This is a genomic window from Sulfitobacter sp. HI0040, assembly GCF_001634885.1.
Taxonomy (GTDB): Bacteria; Pseudomonadota; Alphaproteobacteria; order Rhodobacterales; family Rhodobacteraceae; genus Sulfitobacter.
In genome coordinates this window covers 60,753-82,713 of sequence record NZ_LWEX01000079.1, presented here as the reverse complement: position 1 = coordinate 82,713, position 21,961 = coordinate 60,753, and the positions used below count along the sequence as shown (strand labels likewise).

At 63.4% G+C, this 21,961-nt stretch carries 21 protein-coding genes; 13 read left to right on the top strand and 8 right to left on the bottom strand.

Annotated features, from left to right (window positions below):
• The first annotated feature begins 46 nt into the window (after positions 1-46).
• The 5 genes from A3728_RS06595 to A3728_RS06575 are packed head-to-tail and all read left to right on the top strand — an operon-like array spanning position 47 to position 5,346.
• Positions 47-724 carry an SGNH/GDSL hydrolase family protein gene (locus A3728_RS06595; protein ID WP_067921360.1) on the top strand — a complete coding sequence of 226 codons (678 nt, stop codon included), beginning with the start codon at positions 47-49 and terminating at the stop codon, positions 722-724.
• 40 nt (positions 725-764) lie between these two features.
• The gene (gene mtgA / locus A3728_RS06590; RefSeq protein ID WP_067921358.1) at positions 765-1,496 is read left to right on the top strand and encodes a monofunctional biosynthetic peptidoglycan transglycosylase; all 732 of its coding nucleotides are present in this window, start codon (positions 765-767) and stop codon (positions 1,494-1,496) included.
• 57 nt (positions 1,497-1,553) lie between these two features.
• On the top strand, positions 1,554-2,219 hold the full coding sequence (fzlA, locus tag A3728_RS06585; protein ID WP_067921356.1) for an FtsZ-binding protein FzlA: 666 nt from the start codon (positions 1,554-1,556) through the stop codon (positions 2,217-2,219).
• 45 nt (positions 2,220-2,264) lie between these two features.
• On the top strand, positions 2,265-3,320 hold the full coding sequence (gene queG / locus A3728_RS06580) for a tRNA epoxyqueuosine(34) reductase QueG (protein WP_067921354.1): 1,056 nt from the start codon (positions 2,265-2,267) through the stop codon (positions 3,318-3,320).
• A 16-nt stretch (positions 3,321-3,336) separates the two neighbouring features.
• Positions 3,337-5,346: a hydantoinase/oxoprolinase N-terminal domain-containing protein gene (locus A3728_RS06575; protein WP_067921352.1), complete on the top strand. Its 2,010-nt coding sequence runs from the start codon at positions 3,337-3,339 to the stop codon at positions 5,344-5,346.
• A gap of 48 nt (positions 5,347-5,394) precedes the next feature.
• Here A3728_RS06575 and msrA read toward each other — a convergent pair whose 3' ends face one another.
• Positions 5,395-5,904 (bottom strand): peptide-methionine (S)-S-oxide reductase MsrA, encoded by a 510-nt coding sequence (msrA, locus tag A3728_RS06570; RefSeq protein ID WP_067921350.1) that lies wholly within the window; start codon positions 5,902-5,904, stop codon positions 5,395-5,397.
• On the bottom strand, positions 5,901-6,350 hold the full coding sequence (gene msrB / locus A3728_RS06565) for a peptide-methionine (R)-S-oxide reductase MsrB (protein ID WP_067921348.1): 450 nt from the start codon (positions 6,348-6,350) through the stop codon (positions 5,901-5,903). The genes msrA and msrB overlap by 4 nt, the downstream gene beginning before the upstream one ends.
• Positions 6,351-6,529: 179 nt before the next feature.
• Between msrB and A3728_RS06560 the strand changes: the two genes are divergently transcribed.
• Both A3728_RS06560 and A3728_RS06555 read left to right on the top strand, forming a co-directional pair.
• Positions 6,530-7,474 carry a YihY/virulence factor BrkB family protein gene (locus A3728_RS06560; protein ID WP_067921346.1) on the top strand — a complete coding sequence of 315 codons (945 nt, stop codon included), beginning with the start codon at positions 6,530-6,532 and terminating at the stop codon, positions 7,472-7,474.
• Between the two features lie 39 nt (positions 7,475-7,513).
• On the top strand, positions 7,514-8,134 hold the full coding sequence (locus tag A3728_RS06555) for a class I SAM-dependent DNA methyltransferase (protein ID WP_067921344.1): 621 nt from the start codon (positions 7,514-7,516) through the stop codon (positions 8,132-8,134).
• A gap of 12 nt (positions 8,135-8,146) precedes the next feature.
• On the opposite strand, the gene A3728_RS06550 is transcribed toward A3728_RS06555, so the two are convergent.
• The 5 genes from A3728_RS06550 to ade all read right to left on the bottom strand — a co-directional run bounded on the left by A3728_RS06550 (position 8,147) and on the right by ade (position 14,025).
• Positions 8,147-9,013, bottom strand: a complete 867-nt coding sequence (locus tag A3728_RS06550; RefSeq protein ID WP_067921342.1) for a DMT family transporter — start codon at positions 9,011-9,013, stop codon at positions 8,147-8,149.
• A gap of 76 nt (positions 9,014-9,089) precedes the next feature.
• Positions 9,090-10,181, bottom strand: a complete 1,092-nt coding sequence (locus A3728_RS06545; protein ID WP_067921340.1) for a sensor histidine kinase — start codon at positions 10,179-10,181, stop codon at positions 9,090-9,092.
• Positions 10,182-10,329: 148 nt separating this feature from the next.
• The gene (locus A3728_RS06540) at positions 10,330-10,620 is read right to left on the bottom strand and encodes an HU family DNA-binding protein (protein WP_082851178.1); all 291 of its coding nucleotides are present in this window, start codon (positions 10,618-10,620) and stop codon (positions 10,330-10,332) included.
• Between the two features lie 142 nt (positions 10,621-10,762).
• Entirely contained in the window at positions 10,763-12,226 is a 1,464-nt protein-coding gene (locus tag A3728_RS06535; RefSeq protein WP_067921336.1) for an AMP nucleosidase, read from the bottom strand.
• Positions 12,223-14,025 (bottom strand): adenine deaminase, encoded by a 1,803-nt coding sequence (gene ade, locus A3728_RS06530; protein ID WP_067921384.1) that lies wholly within the window; start codon positions 14,023-14,025, stop codon positions 12,223-12,225. The genes A3728_RS06535 and ade overlap by 4 nt, the downstream gene beginning before the upstream one ends.
• Before the next feature lie 113 nt (positions 14,026-14,138).
• Here ade and arsC point away from each other — a divergent pair, with 113 nt between their 5' ends.
• The gene (gene arsC / locus A3728_RS06525; RefSeq protein WP_067921334.1) at positions 14,139-14,564 is read left to right on the top strand and encodes an arsenate reductase (glutaredoxin); all 426 of its coding nucleotides are present in this window, start codon (positions 14,139-14,141) and stop codon (positions 14,562-14,564) included.
• 10 nt (positions 14,565-14,574) lie between these two features.
• Here arsC and A3728_RS06520 read toward each other — a convergent pair whose 3' ends face one another.
• Complete coding sequence (locus A3728_RS06520) at positions 14,575-15,456, bottom strand: LysR substrate-binding domain-containing protein (RefSeq protein WP_330220263.1); 882 nt, start codon at positions 15,454-15,456, stop codon at positions 14,575-14,577.
• Between the two features lie 122 nt (positions 15,457-15,578).
• Here A3728_RS06520 and A3728_RS06515 point away from each other — a divergent pair, with 122 nt between their 5' ends.
• The 5 genes from A3728_RS06515 to A3728_RS06495 all read left to right on the top strand — a co-directional run bounded on the left by A3728_RS06515 (position 15,579) and on the right by A3728_RS06495 (position 21,939).
• A complete protein-coding gene (locus A3728_RS06515; protein WP_067921331.1) occupies positions 15,579-16,325 on the top strand; it encodes a class II aldolase and adducin N-terminal domain-containing protein in 747 nt (248 codons plus the stop codon).
• Positions 16,326-16,385: 60 nt separating this feature from the next.
• The gene (locus tag A3728_RS06510) at positions 16,386-17,546 is read left to right on the top strand and encodes an acyl-CoA dehydrogenase family protein (RefSeq protein WP_067921330.1); all 1,161 of its coding nucleotides are present in this window, start codon (positions 16,386-16,388) and stop codon (positions 17,544-17,546) included.
• Between the two features lie 290 nt (positions 17,547-17,836).
• Complete coding sequence (locus tag A3728_RS06505; protein ID WP_067921382.1) at positions 17,837-19,861, top strand: acetate--CoA ligase family protein; 2,025 nt, start codon at positions 17,837-17,839, stop codon at positions 19,859-19,861.
• 1 nt (position 19,862) lies between these two features.
• On the top strand, positions 19,863-20,642 hold the full coding sequence (locus tag A3728_RS06500) for a carnitinyl-CoA dehydratase (RefSeq protein ID WP_067921328.1): 780 nt from the start codon (positions 19,863-19,865) through the stop codon (positions 20,640-20,642).
• A gap of 43 nt (positions 20,643-20,685) precedes the next feature.
• The gene (locus tag A3728_RS06495; RefSeq protein WP_067921326.1) at positions 20,686-21,939 is read left to right on the top strand and encodes a glycosyltransferase family 4 protein; all 1,254 of its coding nucleotides are present in this window, start codon (positions 20,686-20,688) and stop codon (positions 21,937-21,939) included.
• Positions 21,940-21,961: the final 22 nt, after the last annotated feature.

The following is a 21,961-nucleotide window of genomic DNA, read 5'->3' as shown; positions in this document are numbered from 1 at the left end:
CATAGCATGCTAGCTTGCGGGTCAGGCTTGTCAGTGGAGGTATCCTATGTTGCGGTTGTGTCTTGCGTTGGTCACGGGGCTCGTCCTGTCCGGATGTGGTGATCCCGCGCCCCGCGGCGGCGGCGATATCCTCGCCATTGGCGACAGCGTGCTTTGGTGGAACGGCAACAGCGACCGCGCGATCCCCGATGTCGTCGGCAAGGTGCTTGACCGGAAGGTTGTGAACCGCGCGGTGCCGGGGGCCCAGTTCGACAACGACTCATCGTTGGCGAGTGCGGCCGGTTTCGACATCCAGCGGCAGTATCCGGGCGGGCGCTGGAACTGGATCGTGATGAACGGGGGCGCGAATGATGTCTCTTCGGATTGCGACTGCGGAGCCTGCGGCCCGGTTGTCGATGCGCTTGTCTCTGCGGACGGGCAGAGCGGCAGTATTCCGTCGTTCCTTGCGCAGCTTCGCCAGCGAAGCGGTGCCCAGATCCTGTGGATGGGATATTACGCAGGCTCGGGGAAGGGTTCCTTCGAAGGGTGCCGGGACGAGTTGGTGGAGCTCGATTCCCGCATGAACAGATTTGCCGCCGGGCGCGACTGGGCGACCTTCCGGGATGCCGAAGATGTGTTCGACAACACCAATCCGGAGAATTTCGCCTTTGACAACACGCATCCCTCGGCGCGGGGCTCTGCCGTGATCGGCACATACCTCGCGAAGGTGATCGGCCCGCGCTAGGGGCGTTCACAAAGCCGGCCGCCCGGCCTATAGCTGCCCCATGACCCGCCGCACCGTCGAGACCCGAAGCAAAAGCAAATCCGCCAAGCCGGCGAAGCGGCCCTTCGGGCGCAGGGTTACGCTGTGGGCGCTTCGGGGTGTTTCGGTGGTTTTCCTCATCGCGGTGCTTTTGGTGGTGCTGGGGGCGATCTTCAACCCGCCCACGAATGTCTACATGATGTCGGAAGCCCGCCGCCTGGGGAGCGTGGATCAGCGCTGGGTATCGCTTGACCGGATCTCACCCGAGATGCGGCGCGCGGTGGTCGCGGCGGAAGATGCGAATTTCTGCCGCCATTGGGGCTTTGACCTGCCGGCGATCCGGCGGGCGATCGAACAGGGCAGCAATCGCGGCGCTTCGACGCTGAGCCAGCAGACGGTCAAGAACGTCTACCTCTGGCATGGGCGGTCATGGCCGCGCAAAGCGATGGAGGCGCTGGCGACCCCGTTGGTCGAAGCGATCTGGACAAAGCGGCGGATACTGGAGGTCTACCTCAATATCGCGGAGTTCGACGAAGGCGTTTTCGGCGCTGAGGCGGCGGCCCGCCACTATTTCGGTATCCCCGCGTCTGATCTGTCGCGGGCACAGTCCGCACGGCTCGCCGCGATCCTGCCGGACCCGAAGGATCGCTCGGCCTCGCAGCCTTCCGGTTTCGTGCGCAGCCGCGCCGCGCAGATCGCGGATGGCGCGGCGACAATCAGCAGGGATGGCCGCGCGGATTGTTTCGAGAGTTGAATTGACTGCCTTTTCCGGGCATGGAAGTGCCCAGTCTCCATAGTTTCGGAACCTCTCATGGCTCGCCTGTTTCACGTTGCCCTGTCGCCATTCTGCCGGAAAGTCCGGCTCAGCCTCGCCGAGAAGAAGATCGAGGTTGAGCTGGTCGAAGAACGGTACTGGGAAGCGGATGCGGATTTTCTTCGGCGCAACCCGGCAGGCAAGGTGCCCGTCCTGCGGCTCGATGGGATCATGATGTCCGAAAGCGGGCCGATCTGCGAATATATCGAAGAGACCCGTCCTGAGCCCAGCCTGCTGCCCCGCGATCCGCTCCAACGGCTGGAGGCCCGCCGCCTCGTGAACTGGTTCGACGACAAGTTTCATCATGAAGTGACGTCGAAACTGCTCTACGAGCGGGTCAATAAGAAGATGATGAAGATGGGCTATCCCGACAGCAGCAACGTGAAATCCGGTGCCAAGGCGATCAAGTATCACCTCGATTACATGGGTTGGTTGCTCGATCACCGCCGCTGGCTGGCGGGCGATGTCATGACCCTTGCGGATTTCGCGGCGGCGGCGCATCTGTCCTCGCTCGACTACATCTCGGACGTGGACTGGAATCGGAACAGCAGCGTCAAGGACTGGTACGCCAAGATCAAATCGCGCCCCGCGTTCCGGTCCATCCTTGCGGATCAGGTGCCGGGCTTTCCGCCGCCCCTGCATTACAACAATCTGGATTTCTGACGCAGCCCGCGCCGGGTTTTCGCGCCCGGCGCCCGGAAGGTATTCTTGACCGAAAGTAGCCAAGACCTGAAAGCCCGCATTGTCGCCCGCGCCCGGGGCGAAGGTTTCGTGGCCTGCCGCATGTGCAGACCCGATGCGGCGCCAGAGGCGGCAGAGCGCCTGCGCGACTACGTGGGCGGCGGCTATCATGGGCAGATGACGTGGCTCGCCGATCGCATGACATGGCGCGGGGACCCCGGCGCGCTCTGGCCCGAAGCACGCACGATCATCATGCTGGCCGAAAGTTATGCGCCGGTGCATGACCCATTGGACACGCTCACCGCTACCGAAAGGGGAGCGATTTCCGTCTATGCCCAAGGGCGCGATTACCACGATGTGGTGAAGAAACGGCTGAAGCGTCTGGGGCGCTGGCTGGTGGAGGAAACAGGATGCGAGATCAAGGTTTTCGTGGATACCGCACCGGTCTCCGAAAAGGCGCTTGCCCAGGCGGCGGGGCTGGGGTGGCAGGGCAAGCACAGCAACCTGCTGAGCCGCGATTTCGGGAACTGGGTCTTTCTGGGGGCCATATTCACCACGCTGGACCTGCCGCCCGACGCTACTGAAGCCGACCATTGCGGATCCTGCCGGGCATGTCTGGATGTATGCCCCACGCAGGCTTTCGTCGGTCCCTACAAGCTGGATGCCCGGCGCTGCATTTCCTATCTGACGATCGAACATAAAGGGCCGGTGGACCCTGAACTGCGGGCGAAAATGGGCAATCGCATTTACGGCTGCGATGATTGCCTCGCCGTCTGTCCCTGGAACAAGTTCGCGGTGCCGAGCAGCGATGAACGCTATCTCGGCCGCCATCGGGAGCCCGCCGATCTGGCGGAACTCGCCGGTCTGGACGATGCGCGGTTTCGGCAACGATTTTCCGGCTCCCCCATAAAGAGGATCGGGCGTGACCGTTTTGTTCGCAATGTGCTCTATGCCATCGGAAACTCCGGTGCGCCGCGGCTCAGGGCTGCTGCGTCGGCACTGCTTTGCGATCCGGACCCCACGGTGGCGGATGCCGCCCGCTGGGCCTGCAAACGGCTGGATGCCGTGAAATACCCCGCATGAACGAAAGGTTGCCTGCATGACGATCCTGTTAGGAGTGGACACAGGGGGCACCTATACCGATGCCGTCCTGCTCCGGGATGAGGAGGAGGTGATCGCCTCTGCAAAGGCGCTGACCACGCGCCATGATCTGTCCATCGGGGTCGGCGCCGCGGTGCGGGCCGTATTGGCCGAAGCGGAAATCCCGCCGGAGGACGTTTCGTTGGCTTCCCTGTCGACGACCCTGGCGACCAATGCCTTGGTCGAGGGGCAGGGCGGGCGTGTGGCGCTGGTCTACATCGGGTTCAAGGAACGGGATCTGGATGCGCATGGCCTCAGGGAAGCGCTGCGGGGGGAGCCATATATCGTGCTGGCCGGGGGGCACGATCATGCGGGGGCAGAGGCCGCGCCGCTGGACGAAGCGGCCCTGACCGCCTTTCTGGAAACCCACGGCAGCGCGGTCAGCGGTTTCGCCGTGGCAAGCCAGTTCGCGGTGCGCAACCCTGCCCACGAACAGCGGGCGGCGGCGCTTGTCCAGCAGATGACAGGGCGGCCCGTTTCGTCATCGCACCAGTTGTCGGCGAAGCTCAACGGCCCGAAGCGGGCGATGACGGCGGTTCTCAACGCCCGTCTGATCGGCATGATCGATCGCCTTATCGGGCGGGCCGAAGATACGCTGCGCGACATCGGTATCCCCGCCCCTCTGATGGTGGTGCGGGGGGACGGGGCGTTGATTTCCAGCGCGCAGGCGCGGGTCCGCCCCATCGAAACGATCCTGAGCGGTCCGGCAGCCTCCATCGTTGGGGCGCGCTGGCTGACGGGGGCCGACGATGCACTGGTGAGCGATATCGGTGGCACCACGACGGATGTCGCCCTGCTGCGGAACGGTCGGCCGGCGATAGACCCGCTGGGCGCCCGGGTCGGGCCCTACCGGACGATGGTCGAAGCGGTCGCCATGCGGACAAGCGGGCTTGGCGGTGACAGTGAGGTTCATTTCATCTCCGAAGGTCTGCAGGGCGGGGTCACGCTTGGGCCGCGCCGGTTGCTCCCGGTGTCTTTGCTGGCGGTCGAGGCGCCAGAGCTTGTCCATGAAACGCTGGATGCGCAGTTGCGGGCCACGGTGCCCAGCGAGCATGACGGCAGGTTCGTCCGCGCGGTGGCCGGACAGTCCAGCGAAGGGTTGGCCCCCCGCGATGCCGACCTGCTGGAACGGATCGGCGAAGGGGTGCATCCCCTCGCGTCCGTCCTGCGCGCCCGGATCGAAACCGGCGCGCTGAAGCGGCTGGTGGAACGGGGGCTGGTTCAGGTCGCAGGCGTCACCCCATCGGATGCGAGCCATGTGGCCGGCCGGGTGCTTGCATGGGACGCAGGTGCGGCACGCAAGGCGCTGATCCTTTTCGGGCGCCGCCGCACTGGGGCAGGAACAATGCTGTCCACCAGTGCGGAAGCGGTAGCGGAAATGATCATCGACCGGCTGACCCGGCAGACGGTCACCGCCCTGCTGGAAGCGGCCTTTGCCGAAGAGGACGCCGCTGATTTCGACGGGATCGCCCCGGATATACTGGCGCGTCACGTCCTTTTGCGCCGTGGGCTCGCGGGGCATCGGGGTCTCGTCCGGCTATCGGCCGGGCTCAACCTGCCTGTCATCGGATTGGGCGCGTCGGCCCAAGCCTATTACCCGGCGGTCGGCGATTGCCTCGGGTGCGAGATGGTGCTGCCCGTCCACGGCGGGGTCGCCAATGCCATAGGCGCGGTTGTGGGCCGGATCACCATGCGGCAGGCAGGCAGTGTCACGGCCCCTTCCGAAGGGTGCTACCGGGTACACACAACCCAAGGCCCGCAGGACTTCGCGAACCGGGAAGAGGCATTGGACCGTCTGGAAGCCATGCTGCGGGAAACTGCCGTGGCGCAGGCTCGCGCCGCCGGTGCGGCGGATATACAGACCACAGCCCGCAGGAACATTCAGGTAGCGGCGGTGGAAAACCGTGAAGTCTTCATCGAGGGAACAATCACCGTCGAAGTCACGGGGCGACCGCGACTGGCCGACTAAAAGAGGTAGGGCAGCGCCCGTTTCCGGGCGCTGCCGTGATGCTTGTCGTTACTCAGCAGCGTTCCGCCGGGGCAGAACCCAATCCGCGCGCGGGAAATGGCAGGTATAGCCATTGGGGATCCGCTGCAGGTAGTCCTGATGCTCCGGCTCCGCTTCCCAGAAATCGCCGACCGGTTCGACCTCGGTCACGACCTTGCCGGGCCAGTTCCCGGACGCTTCGACATCCGCAATGGTATCCAGCGCGGTCTGGCGCTGCTCCTCGTTCTCGTAGTAGATCGCCGAACGATAGCTCATCCCGCGGTCGTTGCCCTGACGGTTCAACGTGGTCGGGTCGTGGATCTGGAAGAACATTTCCAGCAACTCGCGATAGCTGATCACTTCGTTGTCGAAGATCACTTCGATCGCTTCGGCGTGGGTGCCGTGGTTGCGGTAGGTCGCATTGGGGACGTCGCCCCCAGAATATCCGACCCGCGTGGCGTTCACGCCTTTCCTCTTGCGGATCAGATCCTGCATACCCCAGAAACATCCGCCTGCCAGTACTGCACGTTCGCGGCTCATGCTGCGTCCTCCACTTGATCGATATATTCGCCATAGCCTTCCGCTTCCATGTCGTCACGATGGATAAAGCGGAGCGAGGCGGAGTTGATACAATAGCGCAGCCCGCCGCGGTCACGCGGGCCGTCGGGGAACACATGGCCCAGATGACTGTCGCCATGGGTGCTGCGGACTTCCGTGCGCACCATGCCAAGCGAGCTGTCGCGCAACTCGTTTACATGCGCGGGTTCGATGGGCTTGGTAAAGCTGGGCCAGCCGCAGCCGGATTCGTATTTGTCCGCCGAGGCGAACAGAGGCTCGCCGGAGACGATATCAACGTAGATCCCCGGTTCCTTGTTGTTCAGCAATTTGCCCGTACCGGGCCGTTCCGTGCCGCTTTGCTGTGTGACCCGGTATTCTTCTGGGGACAGCGCCGCGATGGCGTCCGCGTCCTTTCGATATTTCGACATCTCGAATCTCCTTGGCAACTCACCCCCATAAGGTGGGACATTTTTGAAATATTCAAAGGTCTGGTAACAGCATTGCAACTTTCGTGATCGAACGCGGATTGGGGAACCGGGCTTTCCCGCTACGCGTTTGCCTCTTACAGCCGCGCTAAAGGAGCCCGGCCAGAATACGCAGGACCCACATGACCCGAGGACGCAACGCCGAAAAACCGACTGAAATTTCCCTGAAAGGCCTGAAAGACGTTGGCTTCCGCCTCAAGGACGAGATCGCCAAGGACCATGTCGGCCTGATTTCCGCTGGCGTGGCATTTTACGCGTTGCTGGCTCTGTTTCCCGCGATCACCGCTCTCGTGGCGCTGGGTGGGCTGGTGTTCGAGCCGGAGCAGGTCGTGTCCCAGATGGAGGGGCTGTCCGGCCTGATGCCTCAACAGGTCAGTGATCTGATCATCGGGCAGGCGGTGAAGGTCGCCGGGTCGCAGCAGGCGGGGCTGGGCCTTGCCGTCGTTCTGGGTATCTTACTGGCGCTTTATTCGGCGTCCAAGGGCATGGGATCGCTCATGGAAGGATTGAATGTCGCCTACGACGAAGAGGAAAAGCGCAATTTCTTCATGTTGAAGCTGCAGACCTATGGGCTGACTGTGGCGCTTATCATCGGTGTCGTCGTCGCATTAGGGGTGCTTGCCGTCCTGCCTGCTGCACTGGCGCTTCTGCAGTTGGGGCCATTGGTGGAATGGGCCGCCCTCGGCCTGTCATGGGTGCTCATGTTCCTTTTCGCACTGACGGGGCTGGCGATCCTCTACCGGTTCGGGCCTTCGCGTGAAAACCCGGAATGGCGCTGGCTGACACCGGGGGCAATCATCGGGGTCGTGGTCTGGACCGTGGCTTCCGTGGGGTTCGGCTTCTACGTTGCGAACTTCGGCTCCTACAATGAAAGCTTCGGCTCGCTCGCTGGTGCGATCGTGCTTTTGATGTGGCTGTGGATCTCGGTCTTCATCGTGATGCTGGGCGCTGAGCTCAACGCCGAACTCGAAGCGCAAACCCGCCGGGATACCACCACGGGACCCGATCAGCCGATGGGCGAACGTGGGGCCCGGAAGGCCGACCATCTGGGCGCCGCGCAGGACTGAGACTTGGCGTCAGACACCACATGCCCTAGCCTTCAGAGCATGACAGATCTCAAGAACGCATACGGCCTGAACGCCCCCGAAGACAGCAAACGCCTCTATGCGGATTGGGCAGGGACCTACGACGAAGGGTTTGCCCAGGCCATGGACTATCGGCTCGCCCGGTTGGTGGCGTTCATCTACGCCGAAGCGGGTGCGGGCGCGTCGCCCCTTCTGGATGTGGGTGCGGGCACCGGGCTGGTCGCGCAGAACATCCCCATTAAAAACGGTATCGAGCTGGATGCGCTGGACCTCTCGGCCGAGATGTTGGAGGCCGCCGCACGGAAAGGTCTTTATCGCAAACTGGTGGAGGCCGATCTGACCCGTCCGCTGCCGCTGGCGGATAACACCTATGGCGCCATCGTCAGCGCGGGGACCTTCACCCATGGCCACGTCGGTCCGGAACCGCTCGATGAGCTTTTGCGGGTAGCACGAAAGGGCGCTGTTTTCGTCCTCGCCATCAATGACAAGCATTTCGAAGGTCACGGGTTCGCGGCGAAATTCGACGCCCTCGCGCCCCGCATTGAAGACGCGGAGTTCCGCAAGGTCCGAATATACGGAGAGGCCGCAACAGGTGATCACAAGGATGACGAAGCGCAGATCGCCGTGTTTCGCAAGGCCTGAGCGGGGGCCGCGTCAGGCCCGGCGCTGGCGCGAAAGCTGAACGGCCAGAATACCGAGCGCGATGATCGTTACCCCCAGCACATCCTGTGCGCCGAGCGATTCAGACAGCAGCAGCGCCGCAATGGCCACGCCGAAAAACGGGTTGAGAAAGTGGAACGTAGCCGCGCGTGTCGCGCCGATACGGTCCACCAGCCAGAACCATACCACCGTCGCCAGCAGACCGGGGACGAGGACGGTATAGGCGAAAGCCAGTATCAGTGGCAGCGAAACGTTCACCCGGGGTGTTTCGAAGGCGAGTGTGGCGAGCGCAAGTGTCACAAATCCCACCAGCATCTGCAGACCGACGATCATGAGGAAGTTTCCACCGGAGGTCAGGCCGCGCACCAAAAGGGTGGCCAAAGTCAGGGCGATTACGCCGATGATACAGAGCAAAAGGCCCAGCATGTCGACGCCGCCGGTAATGCGAGCGCCCATGATGATCGTAACGCCGACAAGACCTGCCGCCAGCCCCACGAGTCCGAGCGGACGCAACCGTTCGCCCATGAGCCACAGTGCGAGAGCGACCAGCAGTGGCATCGTGGACGCGATGATCGCGGCGAGCGATGCCTGAACGGTCTGCATCGCCACGAAGTTCAGCCCGAGGTAAACGGCGTTCTGCAGGATCCCGAAAATGATCGTCCCACGCCATTGTGCCGGGGTCAGCCGCCAGCTTTGGCCGAGCGCCAGCGCGATGCCGACACCCAACAGACCGGAGATAAGGTAACGCAGGGTGAGCGCGGCGAGCGGGCTCGCATCCAGAACGATGATCCGGGCCGACGTGAAGGCCGAGGACCACATGAGCGCAAAGGCCAGGCCCGCAAGTATCGCGCGAATATCCATGGGTCCAACCGCTCACCATTCCATCTGGCGCGACCATTTCCGATTTACGGGGGAGGGGCAAGGGCGCGCAGCGCGCCTAGGTATTCCCGAATGACAGCAAGAGACGACCCCCGTCAGCGGTCAGCGTGTTGTCCAGCGTACCCCCGAGGCTCGAAGCCGCGGCGGCCACGATGGACAGGCCGATACCGGTCGTTTCATTGAGAACTTCGTCGCGGCCCGAACCGATACCATCGTCCGTGGCTTCGAGCAGCAGCCCACCTTCCGCATTGTTCGTCAGGCTGACGCTTATGAGGCCGCTGCGTTCGTTCGGAAAGCCATGTTTGATCGAATTGGCGACGAATTCACTGACGATAACGCCGATGTCCGACGCATTGGCGGAACTCAGGCGGATCTTGTCGCAATGGGAAACGACGGTGATGTTCGGGGGGGCGGAAGCCCCCAGCAGGTTGATGATGCCGGGCAGGTATTCCGCCATGTCCACATCCGCGAGCGCGGTGGAGGATTGCAGCATTTCATGCAGGGTCGACATGGCGTCGATGCGCCGGTTGATGGCCTTGAGCGCTTCGACAGCGTTCGGGTCGTGCACAGTGCGCCCGTACATGCGCACCAGCGAAGCCGTCGTCTGGAGCGAATTCTTCACCCGGTGGTCCATTTCGGACTTCAGGATTTCCTGATCCCGCAGTGCGGCCTTGAGTTCGAGTTGCTTCATCACCTGCCGCGCCAGCACCCGCAGCGTTTCGCGCTGAAGATCGGTCAATTTGCGGGGTTCTCTATCGAGTACGCAAAGCGTTCCGATGGGCAGGCCGTTGGAAGCAACCAAAGGCGCGCCAGCGTAGAAGCGCAGGTTGTCCGGCCCCGTGACGAGCGGATTGTCGGCAGTACGCGCATCCAGCAGAGTGTCGGGAATTTCGAACACGTCGTCCTGAAGGATGGCGTGCGCGCAGATCGACTGATCTATCGGGGTTTCAGACTGGTCGAGGCCGACACGTGCCTTGAACCACTGACGTTCCGTATCGACCAGGGATATCAGCGAAATGGGGACGTCGCAGATCCGGGCGGCAAGCTGCACGATCTCGTCGAATTCAGCCTCTTCGAACGTGTCGAGGATATCGTACCCCTCCAACGTTCGGAGGCGTTCTTCGTTTTGAGGATGAAGATTGGCACGCACCGGGCAGTATTCCTAAATTCTGTTCGATGGGGGCATGAACAACGACCCAAGGATGATTAGGGGCCGTTCCTTACGAACAGGTTGCCGGGCAGTTTTCTGGACGGAGCCGCCGCGGGTCGCGCGACGGCTCCGTGTCAAGGGCTGTAGATCAGCCGTTGACGCTGTCCTTCAGTGCCTTCGCGATCGTCATCTTGACGACCTTGTCAGCGTCTTTCTTGAATTGCTCACCCGTGGCCGGGTTGCGGACCATCCGCTCGGGACGCTCACGGCAATAGATCTTGCCGACGCCGGGCAGGGTAACCGCGCCGCCATTGGACACTTCGCGTGTGATCAGGTTGCAAACCGCATCGAGCGCCGCGCTGGCGGATTTCTTGTCGGTCCCCATTTCATCCGCCAGAGCGGCGACGAGCTGGGTCTTTGTCATTGGTTTTGTAGCCATGGGTGATGGTCTCCTTCTCCGCCCGTACTATGGGGCCTCATGCGCGGAATGTAGCGGCATGTTGTAGCATAACACAACGAATAGTGGCATGACTCGAGGCTGAATCCGCGTTTTTTTGCTGTTTTCCGGTGATTTCAGCAACTCAGAGGAAGGCTGTTTCCTCAAATGAGCGCAATTTCCGGCTATGGATACGCTCCAGCGGGGTGGAGCGCAACAATTCCATCGCCTGTATTCCGATGCGCAAATGGCGGGAAACCTGCGTGCGGTAGAAGTCAGAGGCCATGCCCGGAAGCTTCAATTCGCCATGCAGGGGCTTGTCCGACACGCAAAGCAATGTCCCGTAGGGCACCCGGAAGCGGTAGCCGTTCGCGGCGATGGTCGCACTTTCCATATCCAGCGCGATGGCCCTGCTTTGGCTCAGCCGCTGCACCGGGCCGGACTGGTCGCGCAATTCCCAGTTGCGGTTGTCGATGGTCGCCACGGTGCCGGTTCGCATGATCCGCTTGAGTTCATAGCCTTCCAGCTGGGTGACCTCGGCCACCGATTTTTCCAGCGCGATCTGGATCTCTGCCAGGGCCGGGATGGGGACCCAGACCGGCAGGTCGTCGTCCAGCACGTGATCCTCGCGCAGGTAGGCATGTGCCAGGACGAAATCCCCCAGCGCCTGTGAATTCCGCAACCCGGCGCAATGGCCAACCATGATCCAGGCATGGGGCCGCAGAACCGCGATATGGTCCGTCGCCGTCTTGGCGTTCGACGGGCCGACCCCGATATTCACGAGCGTGATGCCCGAGCCGTCCGCGCGTTTCAGGTGATAGGTCGGCATCTGCGGGCTGCGCAGAGGGTCGGGCAGGGGCGCGTCCCCGTCCGTGATCTCCGCATTGCCGGTCGAGACGAAAGCGGTATAGCCGCTTTCGGGATCACGCAGCATCGCGCGGGCGTATTCTTCGAACTCCGATACGTAGAACTGGTAGTTCGTGAAAAGCACGTGAACCTGAAAATGTTCGGGATCGGTGGCCGTGTAATGCGCCAGACGTGCGAGCGAATAATCGACGCGCTGGGCCGTGAACGGGGCCAGCGGGGCGATGCCATCCGCCGAAGTGAAGGTGCCGTTCACGATATCATCGTTGGTGGTGGACAGGTCGGGCACGTCGAAGACATCGCGCAGTGTGAAGTCCGCGGCACCTTCTTGCGGGACGTTGAGCGCATTGTCATTCGCAACGGCGAAATGCACGGGGATCGGTGTGTCGGACGGGCCGATGATCACGGGTTGCTCGTGATTTTCGATCAGCAACCCGATCTGCTGTATCAGGTAGTGCCGAAAAAGATCGGGCCGGGTGATGGTCGCCGCATAGGTACCGGGGGCCGACACATGGCCAAAGGAAAGGCGGCTGTCCACCCGAGCATAGGACGAGGTTCTGAACCGCACCTCCGGGTAGAAGGCGCGCACGCGGTTTTCGGGCGGGCTGGTCGCCATGGCCTGCGCGAAATGGTCGTGCAGAAAGCGTGTCGCCTGCTGATAGAGTTCCGTCAGACGGTCCACCGCGGCGGAGGCGTCGTGGAAGGCTTCGGCGGAGGGGGAGTCCGGGGTGAGGATGGTCGTCATGACAGCGGCTCCAGTAAGGGCAGGAACTCGAACTTACGCACGTCCACCAGCCCGAGGTCGGATATGCGCAGCTCCGGAATAACGACGAGCGCCAGCAACGAATGCTGCATGTAGGCGTTGTTCAGATCGCAACCGCAGTCCCGCATGGCCTGCATCATCGCCTCTGCGCGCGTGGCGACCTCGTCCGCGGGCCGGTCGGACATCAGGCCGGCGATGGGCAGTTCCACCAATGCCAGTTCCGTCCCGTCGCGGAAGATCACGATGCCGCCGCCGATTTTGCGCAGCCGGTTGGCAGCCAGTGCCATCTGATCCGCATCGGTGCCCACGACGATCATATGGTGGCTGTCATGCGCCACGGTCGAGGCCATGGCCATGCGCCCGCGATAGCCGAAGCCGGAGACGAAGCCGTTCACCACCTTGCCCGTCGCCCGATGCCGTTCGACCAGTGCGATCTGAGCGACCTCCCCGGTGGGCTGGACGCGCCCCTCCGTCACGGGCAGTTCGAATTGCAGGGCCTTTGTGGGTGCCTGATTTTCGACGACACCGATCACGTTGGCCGTGACCGCATTGGCGCCTTCCGGGGCGGCAATATGAAAATCCTCCGCCTTCAGGTCGCGGGCCATGTTGACGGTGGTCCGCGCGTCTTTCGGCCAGTCGTAATGCGGGCAATCGACTTCGCAGACACCGTCCCGGGCCACTATTTGCCCACGCGCCACGACCAGTTCGATGGGCAGCGTCTTCAGGTCGGATGTCAGGATCACGTCGGCGCGACGCCCCGGCGTGAGGGAGCCGATCTCCCGCTCGAGGCCGAAGTGGGTGGCGGTATTGATCGTCGCCATCTGGAGCGCGACCAGCGGATCGCAGCCGCAGTCGATCGCGTGGCGGACCACGCGGTTCATATGGCCTTCGTTGACGAGCGTTCCTGAATGGCAGTCGTCCGTGCAGAGGATCATGTTCCGCGAATCCAGACCTTTTTCGGTGATCGCGGTGATCTGGCTTTCGACATCGTACCACGCACTTCCAAGGCGGATCATGGCCCGCATGCCCTGCCGCATCCGCGCGATGGCGTCAGCTTCGCAGGTGCCTTCGTGATCGTCCGCCGGCCCGCCTGCGACATAGGCGGCAAAGGCCGGTCCCAGATCGGGGGAGGCATAGTGCCCGCCGACGGTCTTGCCCGCACGTTGCGTTTCCGCGATCTCGGCCAGCATCTTCGGGTCTGCGGAGGCCACGCCGGGAAAGTTCATCATCTCGCCCAGCCCGACGATCCCGGGCCATGTCATCGCCTCTGCCACGTCGTCGGCGGTGATTTCGTAGCCGGTGGTTTCCAGCCCCGGCGCGGAAGGCGCGCAGGAGGGCATCTGCGTGAAGATATTGACGGGCTGCATCAGCGCCTCGTTATGCATCATGCGCACACCGTCGAGCCCCAGCACATTGGCAATCTCATGGGGGTCGGTGAACATGGATGTCGTGCCGTGGGGGATGACCGCCCGGGCAAATTCCGCCGGGGTCAGCATGCCGCTTTCGATGTGCATATGCGCGTCGCAAAGACCGGGGACCATGTAGCGGCCCCGGGCCTCGATAATCCGGGTGTCCGCTCCGCGGCAGTGATCCGCCTTGGGTCCGACAAAGGCGATGCGCCCGGCAATGATGGCGATGTCATGATCGGGCAGGGTTTCGCGCGTGTGCACGTTGACCCAGGTTCCGCCGGTAATGATTGTGTCCGCCGGGGCGCGGCCCGCGGCGACGTTGATCAGTCGCGCGGCTACGTCCGGCCATGTGGGAAAGGTATCTTGCGTCATGTCGCAAAGGATCAAACTTCGCACCGGCGTGCAAGGGGGTCCCCGCCATTCTTCGGAACGGGCCATGCGAAGGGTTTCTTGAAACTGTTACACGGGGCGTGCAGAAGAAGCGTATGGATATCGTCATCTTTCACAATCCGGCTTGCGGCACGTCCCGCAATGTCCTGCAGATCATCCGTGACGCGGGATATGAGCCGACGGTCGTTCCCTATCTCGAAACCGGCTGGACACGTCCGCAATTGCTTGCCCTGTTCGCGGCGGCTGAACTGACACCGCGCACTGCCCTGCGCACGACCAAGAGCCCGGCTGCGGACCTCGGCCTGCTGGACGAGAATGTGAGCGACGACGCTCTGCTCGACGCGATGGTGGAACATCCTGTGCTGGTCAATCGGCCGATCGTGGCCTGTCCGCGCGGCGTTCGGCTTTGCCGCCCGTCGGAGGCGGTGCTCGATCTGCTGCCGGAATGGCCTGCGGGACCCTATACCAAGGAAGACGGATCCCTGCTGATCGATGCTGAGGGCAACCGCGTCGAGGGCTGAGCCGGCTGGTTCATAGTTGATACGGATGCATTCCGCGCGGATCGCTCTGAAACGCCGTGACCTCGGCTTTCAGCCACGCGGCGAAGATCTGCGCGCTTTGCATGGTCTGCGCCTGAGGGGAGCGGATGAGGTAGTAGGTTTCCTGCATGAGCGAGCGATGCGCGAAGGGGGCCACCAGCATTCCGCGGGCGATAGCATCGGCTGCGATGGCGTCATGTGCCAACGCCAGCCCCCCGCCGTGCATCGCGACGGCAAGCGGCACAGAATAGGTCGTGGCATAGGTGACTGGCGGATCCGGCCAGTGAAGCCCCTGTTCCTCTGCCCAGACGGCCCAAGTGCCGAGCATGCTGGAACAATCGTAAAGAGGATGGGCGGCAAGCTCCGTAAGGCTGACAGCGTAGCCCGGCGCGCAGACCGGATAGTAATGGTCGCGGTGGAGCGGTTCCGCCCCGACGCTGTCAGACGGGCGCACCGAATAGCGGATTTCCAGATCAGCCCCTTCGGCCATGTTTCGCGGCTCCCACAGCTCTGTCGAGATATCGAGCTGGATGTCGGGATGCAGGGCGCGAAACCGCGCCAGCCGCGGGGCGAGCCACTGGATGCAGAAAGTCAGGTTGCATTGAACGCGTAGCACGTCTTCCGTTTGCCGGGTAATCGCGCGCGTCCCCTGTCGCAATGTGCGGAAGGCATCCCGCACGACCGGAAGATAGGAAATGCCGGTCTGGGTCAGCTCCAGCGCGCGGGTTCTGCGGTAAAAGAGCGGTCGGCCCAGATGCGCTTCGAGAGACTTGATCTGCTGGCTGACGGCGCTTTGCGTCATATTCAGATCCCCCGCCGCACCGGTGAAGGACAGATGCCGCGCCGCAGCCTCAAAACTGCGGAGCCAGTTCAACGGGGGGAGCCTGTCGCCTGTCATAACTTATCCATTAGCACAGCTTATGGCGCGGTGCAGATTTTTTCGTTGGTCAAACGAGCCCGCGCTGCGCGACGCTGAGGCCATCAAGGGAGCGCGCGATGGATCAGCGACATAACATGGAACACTGGCCCGAGCGGGTCGATCTGGCGGCGGCGTTTCGCTGGACAGCCCGGCTCGACATGCACGAAGGGGTGGCCAACCACTTCTCGCTCGCCGTTAATGACGCCGGCACGAGGTTTCTGATGAATCCCAACCAGATGCATTTCGCCCGTATCAAGGCGAGCGATCTGCTGCTGGTGGATGCCGAGGACCCGGAAACGCTGAAAGGCCCCGATGCGCCGGATCCGACGGCCTGGGGCCTCCATGGCGGGGTGCACCGGGCCTGCCCCCATGCGCGATGCGTCATGCATGTCCATTCTATCCACGCCACGGTGCTTGCCTGCCTGCAGGACAGCCGCCTGCCGCCGATCGATCAGAACTGCTGTACGTTCTACGACCGCATCGTGATCGACGAGCACTACGGCGGGCTGGCCTTCGAGGACGAGGGCGCGCGCTGTGCCGCGCTGCTAACCGATCCGCGCAAGAAAGTGATGGTGATGGGCAGCCACGGGATCCTCGTGATCGGGGACAGCGTCGCGGATACGTTCAACCGGCTCTATTACTTCGAGCGCGCGGCGGAGACCTATATCCGCGCTCTCCAGACCGGGCAGCCGTTGCGGCGTATTCCCGATGAGATCGCCGAAAAGACCGCCCGCGAACTGGAGGCTTACCCGGAACAGGATACCCGGCACCTAGCTGAGCTGAAGGCGATCCTCGACTCCGAAGGCGCGGATTACGCCGCATAAAACCGCTGCAAAGCAGGCAGACAGAACGCGGGCACCGCCCTGCGCCGAAAGGAAAACCGCATGATATACGGGCTGACCGAAGAGAACCTCATGATTGCCGAGACGGTGCGCCGTTTCGTCGAAAAGGAGATCTATCCCCATGAGGAACTGGTCGAACGGACGGGCGAGGTGCCGCAGGAGATTGCCGAGGAGATCAAGCGCAAGACCATCGAGGTTGGCTTTTATGCCTGCAACTTCCCCGAAAGCGTCGGCGGCGCGGGGCTCAACCATCTGGAGTTCGCGCTGGTGGAGCGGGAATTGGGGCGCGGGTCCATGGCGCTCAACCATTTCTTCGGGCGACCCCAGAACATCCTGATGGCCTGCGAGGGCGAGCAGGTCGAACGCTACCTTCTCCCCGCCGTGCAGGGGGAGCGGATGGATGCGCTGGCCATGACCGAACCCGGTGCGGGGTCGGATGTTCGCGGCATGAAATGCGCGGCGACAAGAGATGGCGGCGACTGGGTGGTCAACGGCACCAAACACTTCATCTCGGGTGCGGATCATGCGGATTTCATCATCGTCTTCATCGCAACCGGCGAAGACGAGACACCGAAAGGGCCGAAAAAGCGCATTACCGCCTTTCTGGTAGACCGGGGCACCCCGGGCTTCACCATCCGCGAAGGTTACAAATCGGTCAGTCACCGCGGCTACAAGAACATGATCCTCGAGTTCGATGACTGTCGCGTGCCGGATGCGCAGGTTCTGGGCGAGGTCGATGGCGGCTTCGAGGTGATGAACACATGGCTCTATGCCACCCGGATCACGGTGGCCGCCATGTCCGTGGGTCGGGCGCGCCGGGTGTTCGATTATGCGCTGGACTACGCCGCCACGCGGGAGCAGTTCGGCCAGAAAATCGGCAAGTTCCAGGGGGTCAGCTTTCAGCTGGCCGACATGATCACAGAGATCGACGCTGCGGATCTTCTGACGCTCGCGGCGGCCGACAGGTTGGACAGACAGCTCCCGGCGAACCGGGAAATCGCTTCGGCGAAGCTCTATGCGTCGGAGATGCTGGCGCGGGTGACGGATGCGGCGATCCAGTTGCATGGCGGCATGGGCCTGATGGACGATTATCCGCTGGAACGGTTCTGGCGCGATGCGCGGGTCGAACGGATCTGGGACGGCACCAGCGAAATCCAGCGCCATATCATCAGCCGCGATCTTCTGCGGGCGCTCGGTGCCTGATCGGCGGCTGCATCTGACGCAAGCGGCAGGCGGGGGGCCAGCCCCCCGGCGCCAGGGCGCCGCCCCCCGAAGTATTTCGGATCATGAGAAGGGGAGGGCGCGGATCGGGGTTAATCCTTTCTCAAGCTTTCGGCAGCCAGACTGGAATGGCGGTACAGGCGGAAGCGCCGTTGGCCGCATCGTGAGAAGCCCCCTGCCTCCCTCGGTCGGCAGGGGGTGGACCAGGACATGGTATGGTCCGCTGCTGGCGGCGCGGGGTGTGGCAATCTTCGGGCCCGCCGGGGGCGGTCATGCGTAGTCTGGATCGTCTGTTTCGCCCGCGGCGCATCGCTGTCGTGGGGGGCGGGGCCTGGGGCGCGCAGATCGTGCGGCAATCGCGATTGATGGGCTTTGCCGGCGAGATCGACATCGTTCATCCGAAGGCGGAGAGCGTCGAGGGGATCGCGCCCGTTCGCAGCCTTGCCGAATTGCCGGCGGTTCCCGACGCGGTATTCGTCGGCGTGAACCGCAGAGCCAGCATCGAAATGGTGCGCGCCCTGTCGGCCATGGGGGCGGGGGGCGCTGTTTGTTTCGCTTCCGGTTTTTCCGAAGCGCTGGCGGAGGACGCGGGTGCCGCGGACCTTCAGGCCGAGCTTGTCGCGGCGGCGGGGGAAATGCCCATCCTCGGACCCAACTGCTATGGTTTCGTGAATGCGCTGGACGGGGCGCTTCTGTGGCCCGATCAGCACGGATGTACCCGAGTGGACCGGGGGGTGGCGATCCTGACCCAGTCATCGAACATCGCGATAAACCTGACGATGCAGCGGCGGGGATTGCCGATTGCCTATGCGGTGACATGCGGAAACATGGCGCAGACACGTCAGGCGGAAATCGCAGAGGCTCTGCTCGACGACCCGCGTGTCACGGCGATCGGTCTGCATATAGAAGGGTTCGGGGACACGGCTCTTTGGCATCGGCTGGTGTTGAAGGCAGCGGAACGCGGCGTACCGCTTGTGGCGCTGAAAGTCGGGCTTTCGGATCAGGCGCGGCAGGCGACCGTCTCCCACACGGCATCGTTGGCCGGGGGCGACGCGGGGGCGGGGGCCTTGCTGGAGCGGCTCGCCATTCCTCGGGTGCGCGATCTGCCCACCCTGCTGGAGACACTGAAGATATTCCACACCGTGGGACGGCTGCCTTCGGCGACACTCTCTTCGGTCTCCTGCTCCGGCGGGGAGGCAAGCCTTGCGGCGGACGGGGCGGTTGGCCGCTCGCTGACCTTTCCGCCGCTCACCACTACGCAGCGTGACACACTTTCGGATGTCTTGGGGCCTATGGTCGCGCTCTCCAACCCGTTGGACTACAACACCTATATTTGGCGCGATGCCGCCAGGATGGCCGAGGCCTGGGCCGCCATGGCCGCCCCCCACATCGGGCTGACCCTGCTGATCGTCGACTATCCGCATACCGATGCGCAGGACTGGGAATGCGCTACCGAGGCCGCGCTGGCTGTCAGGGCGCGCACGGGGCGGGCGGTCGCTGTCGTTTCGACCCTGCCCGAACTGATGCCCCCCGATGTCGCCCGGCGGCTTCTGGCGGGCGGCGTCGTTCCGCTTTGTGGGCTGAGCGAGGCGCTCGCGGCGGCGGAAGCGGCGGCGATGCAGACCCGCCCCGAAGACGAGGCACCGTTATGGGCAGAGTTGCACGGCGAACTCACGACCCTTTCCGAGGCCGATGCAAAGGCGGAACTGGCGGGATTTGGGGTACGGATACCGCGCGGGATCACCGCCGATACGCCGGAAGACGCAGGCAAGCGCGCCGCTGCGTTGACCGGCCCGCTCGTCGTCAAGGGAACCGGCTTTGCCCATAAGACCGAGGCGGGCGCGGTCGCGCTGGGCATCCCGGCACAGAATATCGCATCCGCAGCCGCCGATATGGGGGCCGGCGGATACCTCGTTGAGGAGATGGCAACGGGCGGCGTGGCCGAACTGCTCATCGGTATCACGCGGGACCCGGCCCATGGCTTCGTCCTGACGCTGGGGACGGGTGGCGTTCTGACCGAGCTGTGGCGCGATACGACCTCACTTTTGCTGCCTGTCCGCAGGGACAGCGTGCGCGCGGCATTGGCGCGACTTCGCACCGCGCCGCTGCTGAGCGGGTATCGGGGCAAGCCTGCGGCGGATCTCGACGCCATCTGCGATACGGTCATGGCCGTGCAGGCCTATGTAGTTGCACAGCCGCAATCGATCGGAGAGGTTGAGATCAATCCGCTGATCTGCAGGCCGGACGGAGCGATTGCGGTGGATGCGTTGATCCGCAGAACCAGAAAGGAAGGTTGATTTGGACCCGATCACCACCAGAAGCGAGGACGGTATCCTCGAAGTTACGCTCGACCGGCCGAAGGCCAATGCCATCGATCTGCAGACCTCTCGCCGGATGGGGGATGTCTTTGCTGCCTTTCGTGACGACGATGCGCTGCGCGTTGCGATCATTCGAGGCGCGGGGGACAAGTTCTTTTGCCCCGGGTGGGATCTGAAGGCCGCCGCCGACGGGGACGCGGTGGATGGCGACTATGGCGTTGGAGGGTTCGGCGGCCTGCAGGAGCTGCGCGACCTCAACAAGCCGGTGATTGCCGCTGTCAACGGGATCGCCTGCGGCGGGGGGCTGGAGTTGGCGCTTTCTGCCGACATGATCATCGCCGCCGATCACGCGACATTCGCCTTGCCGGAAATTCGGTCGGGGACGGTGGCCGATGCCGCCAGCGTCAAGCTGCCCAAGCGCATCCCCTATCACATCGCGATGGAGCTGCTTTTGACGGGGCGCTGGTTCGATGCCGAGGAAGCCAAAGGCTGGGGGCTGGTGAACGAGATCGTCCCGGCGGAAAAGCTGATGGACCGGGTGTGGGAGCAGGCGCGTTTGCTGGCTTCCGGCCCGCCGCTTGTCTATGCCGCGATCAAGGAGATCGTGCGCGAAGCTGAAGACGCGAAATTTCAGACCATGATGAACCGCATCACCCGGCGGCAGCTTCGCACGGTGGACCAGCTCTATGCTTCGGAAGATCAGCTCGAAGGGGCGCGGGCCTTCGCTGAAAAACGCGACCCTGTCTGGAAGGGCAAGTGAACCTGCTCCTCCCGATGCGCAGGTTGGCGGGGGTGGCGGCAGAGTGAACATCCTTTTCGTCCACCAGAACATGCCGGGGCAGTACAAGGAACTTGCCCAATGGCTGGGGGCGCGCGGGCAGCATCGGATCGTCTTTCTCACCCAGCGGAAGGCACCCCCGGACATTCCCGGCGTCGAGGCGCGCGTTTATGCGGTGCATCACCGGCCTTCCCCCAAGTCCTATGCGCTTTCCCGCGTCTGGGAAGAGGCGGCGAGCGCCGGTATGGGGGTCGCCCGCGCGACGCAGGCGCTGGAGCAGGAAGGTTTTCGCCCCGACATCGTACTGGGCCATGTCGGCTGGGGGGAGCTTTCCTTTCTGCGGCAGGTCTGGCCGCAGGTGCCGATCATCGGGTATTTCGAATATTTCTATCGGCCCACCGGCGGCTCCGTCGGGTTCGACCCTGAGGAGCCTTCCTCTCCCGATGTCGCCTTCACGCTTCAGGCGCGCAATACCGTGCCACTGGTGAACATCGAAGTCGTGGACCGGGGGGTGAGCCCGACCCACTGGCAGAGGGACAGGTTCCCCGAGAGCTTTCATGAAAAGCTTTATGTCTGTCATGACGGTATTCGTACGGACCTGTTGCGGCCCGATCCAAAAGCCAGCCTGAAGCTGAAACGGCTGGACCGGCCCCTCACGCGCGGGGACGAGGTTGTGACGTTCGTCGCGCGAAACCTCGAACGGACGCGGGGATTTCACATGTTCATGCGTGCCTTGCCGGATATCCTGCGGGAAAGGCCGCAGGCCCGGGTGGTGATCGTCGGGGGCAGCGAGACTTCGTACGGGGCGAAATCGCGCCATCCGATGGGGCTGCGTGGCGAGATGCAGGCGGAACTGGGCGACAGCATCGACTACGACCGCGTACATTTCCTCGGGCGGGTACCCTATGACGATTATTGCACCCTGCTTCGGGTGAGCCGCTGCCACGTTCACCTGACGATGCCATTCGTCCTCTCGTGGTCCCTGCTGGAGGCGATGTCGATGGGCGCGGTTGTCGTCGGGTCCGATGTGGCCCCAGTTCGGGAGGTCATTCGGCATGGCGAAACAGGGCTGCTGGCTGACTATTTCGATCCGACAGCCGTGGCGGCGCAGGTCGTTCAAGTCTTGGCCGCTCCGGAAAAATACGCGGGTATCGGCGCGGCGGCGCGGGCGCATGTTGTGGAGAATTACGATTTTCTCACACGCTGTCTGCCCGAGCATTTGCGCCAGATCAACGCGCTGGTGCCGGACGCCGCCAAAATCGATTTATCCGCGCTCTGAGCCGAGCTTGCGCCCTTGCGAC

What these genes read in the sequence shown, in the direction of transcription:
- A3728_RS06550 (WP_067921342.1), bottom strand. Translation starts at nt 9,013, where the DNA reads ATGGATATTCGCGCGATACTTGCGGGCCTGGCCTTTGCGCTCATGTGG.
- arsC (WP_067921334.1), top strand. Translation starts at nt 14,139, where the DNA reads ATGGATATCGTCATCTTTCACAATCCGGCTTGCGGCACGTCCCGCAAT.
- A3728_RS06515 (WP_067921331.1), top strand. Translation starts at nt 15,579, where the DNA reads ATGGATCAGCGACATAACATGGAACACTGGCCCGAGCGGGTCGATCTG.
- msrB (WP_067921348.1), bottom strand. Translation starts at nt 6,350, where the DNA reads ATGTCGAAATATCGAAAGGACGCGGACGCCATCGCGGCGCTGTCCCCA.
- ade (WP_067921384.1), bottom strand. Translation starts at nt 14,025, where the DNA reads ATGACGCAAGATACCTTTCCCACATGGCCGGACGTAGCCGCGCGACTG.
- A3728_RS06510 (WP_067921330.1), top strand. Translation starts at nt 16,386, where the DNA reads ATGATATACGGGCTGACCGAAGAGAACCTCATGATTGCCGAGACGGTG.
- mtgA (WP_067921358.1), top strand. Translation starts at nt 765, where the DNA reads ATGACCCGCCGCACCGTCGAGACCCGAAGCAAAAGCAAATCCGCCAAG.
- A3728_RS06540 (WP_082851178.1), bottom strand. Translation starts at nt 10,620, where the DNA reads ATGGCTACAAAACCAATGACAAAGACCCAGCTCGTCGCCGCTCTGGCG.
- A3728_RS06505 (WP_067921382.1), top strand. Translation starts at nt 17,837, where the DNA reads ATGCGTAGTCTGGATCGTCTGTTTCGCCCGCGGCGCATCGCTGTCGTG.
- A3728_RS06560 (WP_067921346.1), top strand. Translation starts at nt 6,530, where the DNA reads ATGACCCGAGGACGCAACGCCGAAAAACCGACTGAAATTTCCCTGAAA.
- fzlA (WP_067921356.1), top strand. Translation starts at nt 1,554, where the DNA reads ATGGCTCGCCTGTTTCACGTTGCCCTGTCGCCATTCTGCCGGAAAGTC.
- A3728_RS06535 (WP_067921336.1), bottom strand. Translation starts at nt 12,226, where the DNA reads ATGACGACCATCCTCACCCCGGACTCCCCCTCCGCCGAAGCCTTCCAC.
- A3728_RS06595 (WP_067921360.1), top strand. Translation starts at nt 47, where the DNA reads ATGTTGCGGTTGTGTCTTGCGTTGGTCACGGGGCTCGTCCTGTCCGGA.
- msrA (WP_067921350.1), bottom strand. Translation starts at nt 5,904, where the DNA reads ATGAGCCGCGAACGTGCAGTACTGGCAGGCGGATGTTTCTGGGGTATG.
- A3728_RS06555 (WP_067921344.1), top strand. Translation starts at nt 7,514, where the DNA reads ATGACAGATCTCAAGAACGCATACGGCCTGAACGCCCCCGAAGACAGC.
- A3728_RS06575 (WP_067921352.1), top strand. Translation starts at nt 3,337, where the DNA reads ATGACGATCCTGTTAGGAGTGGACACAGGGGGCACCTATACCGATGCC.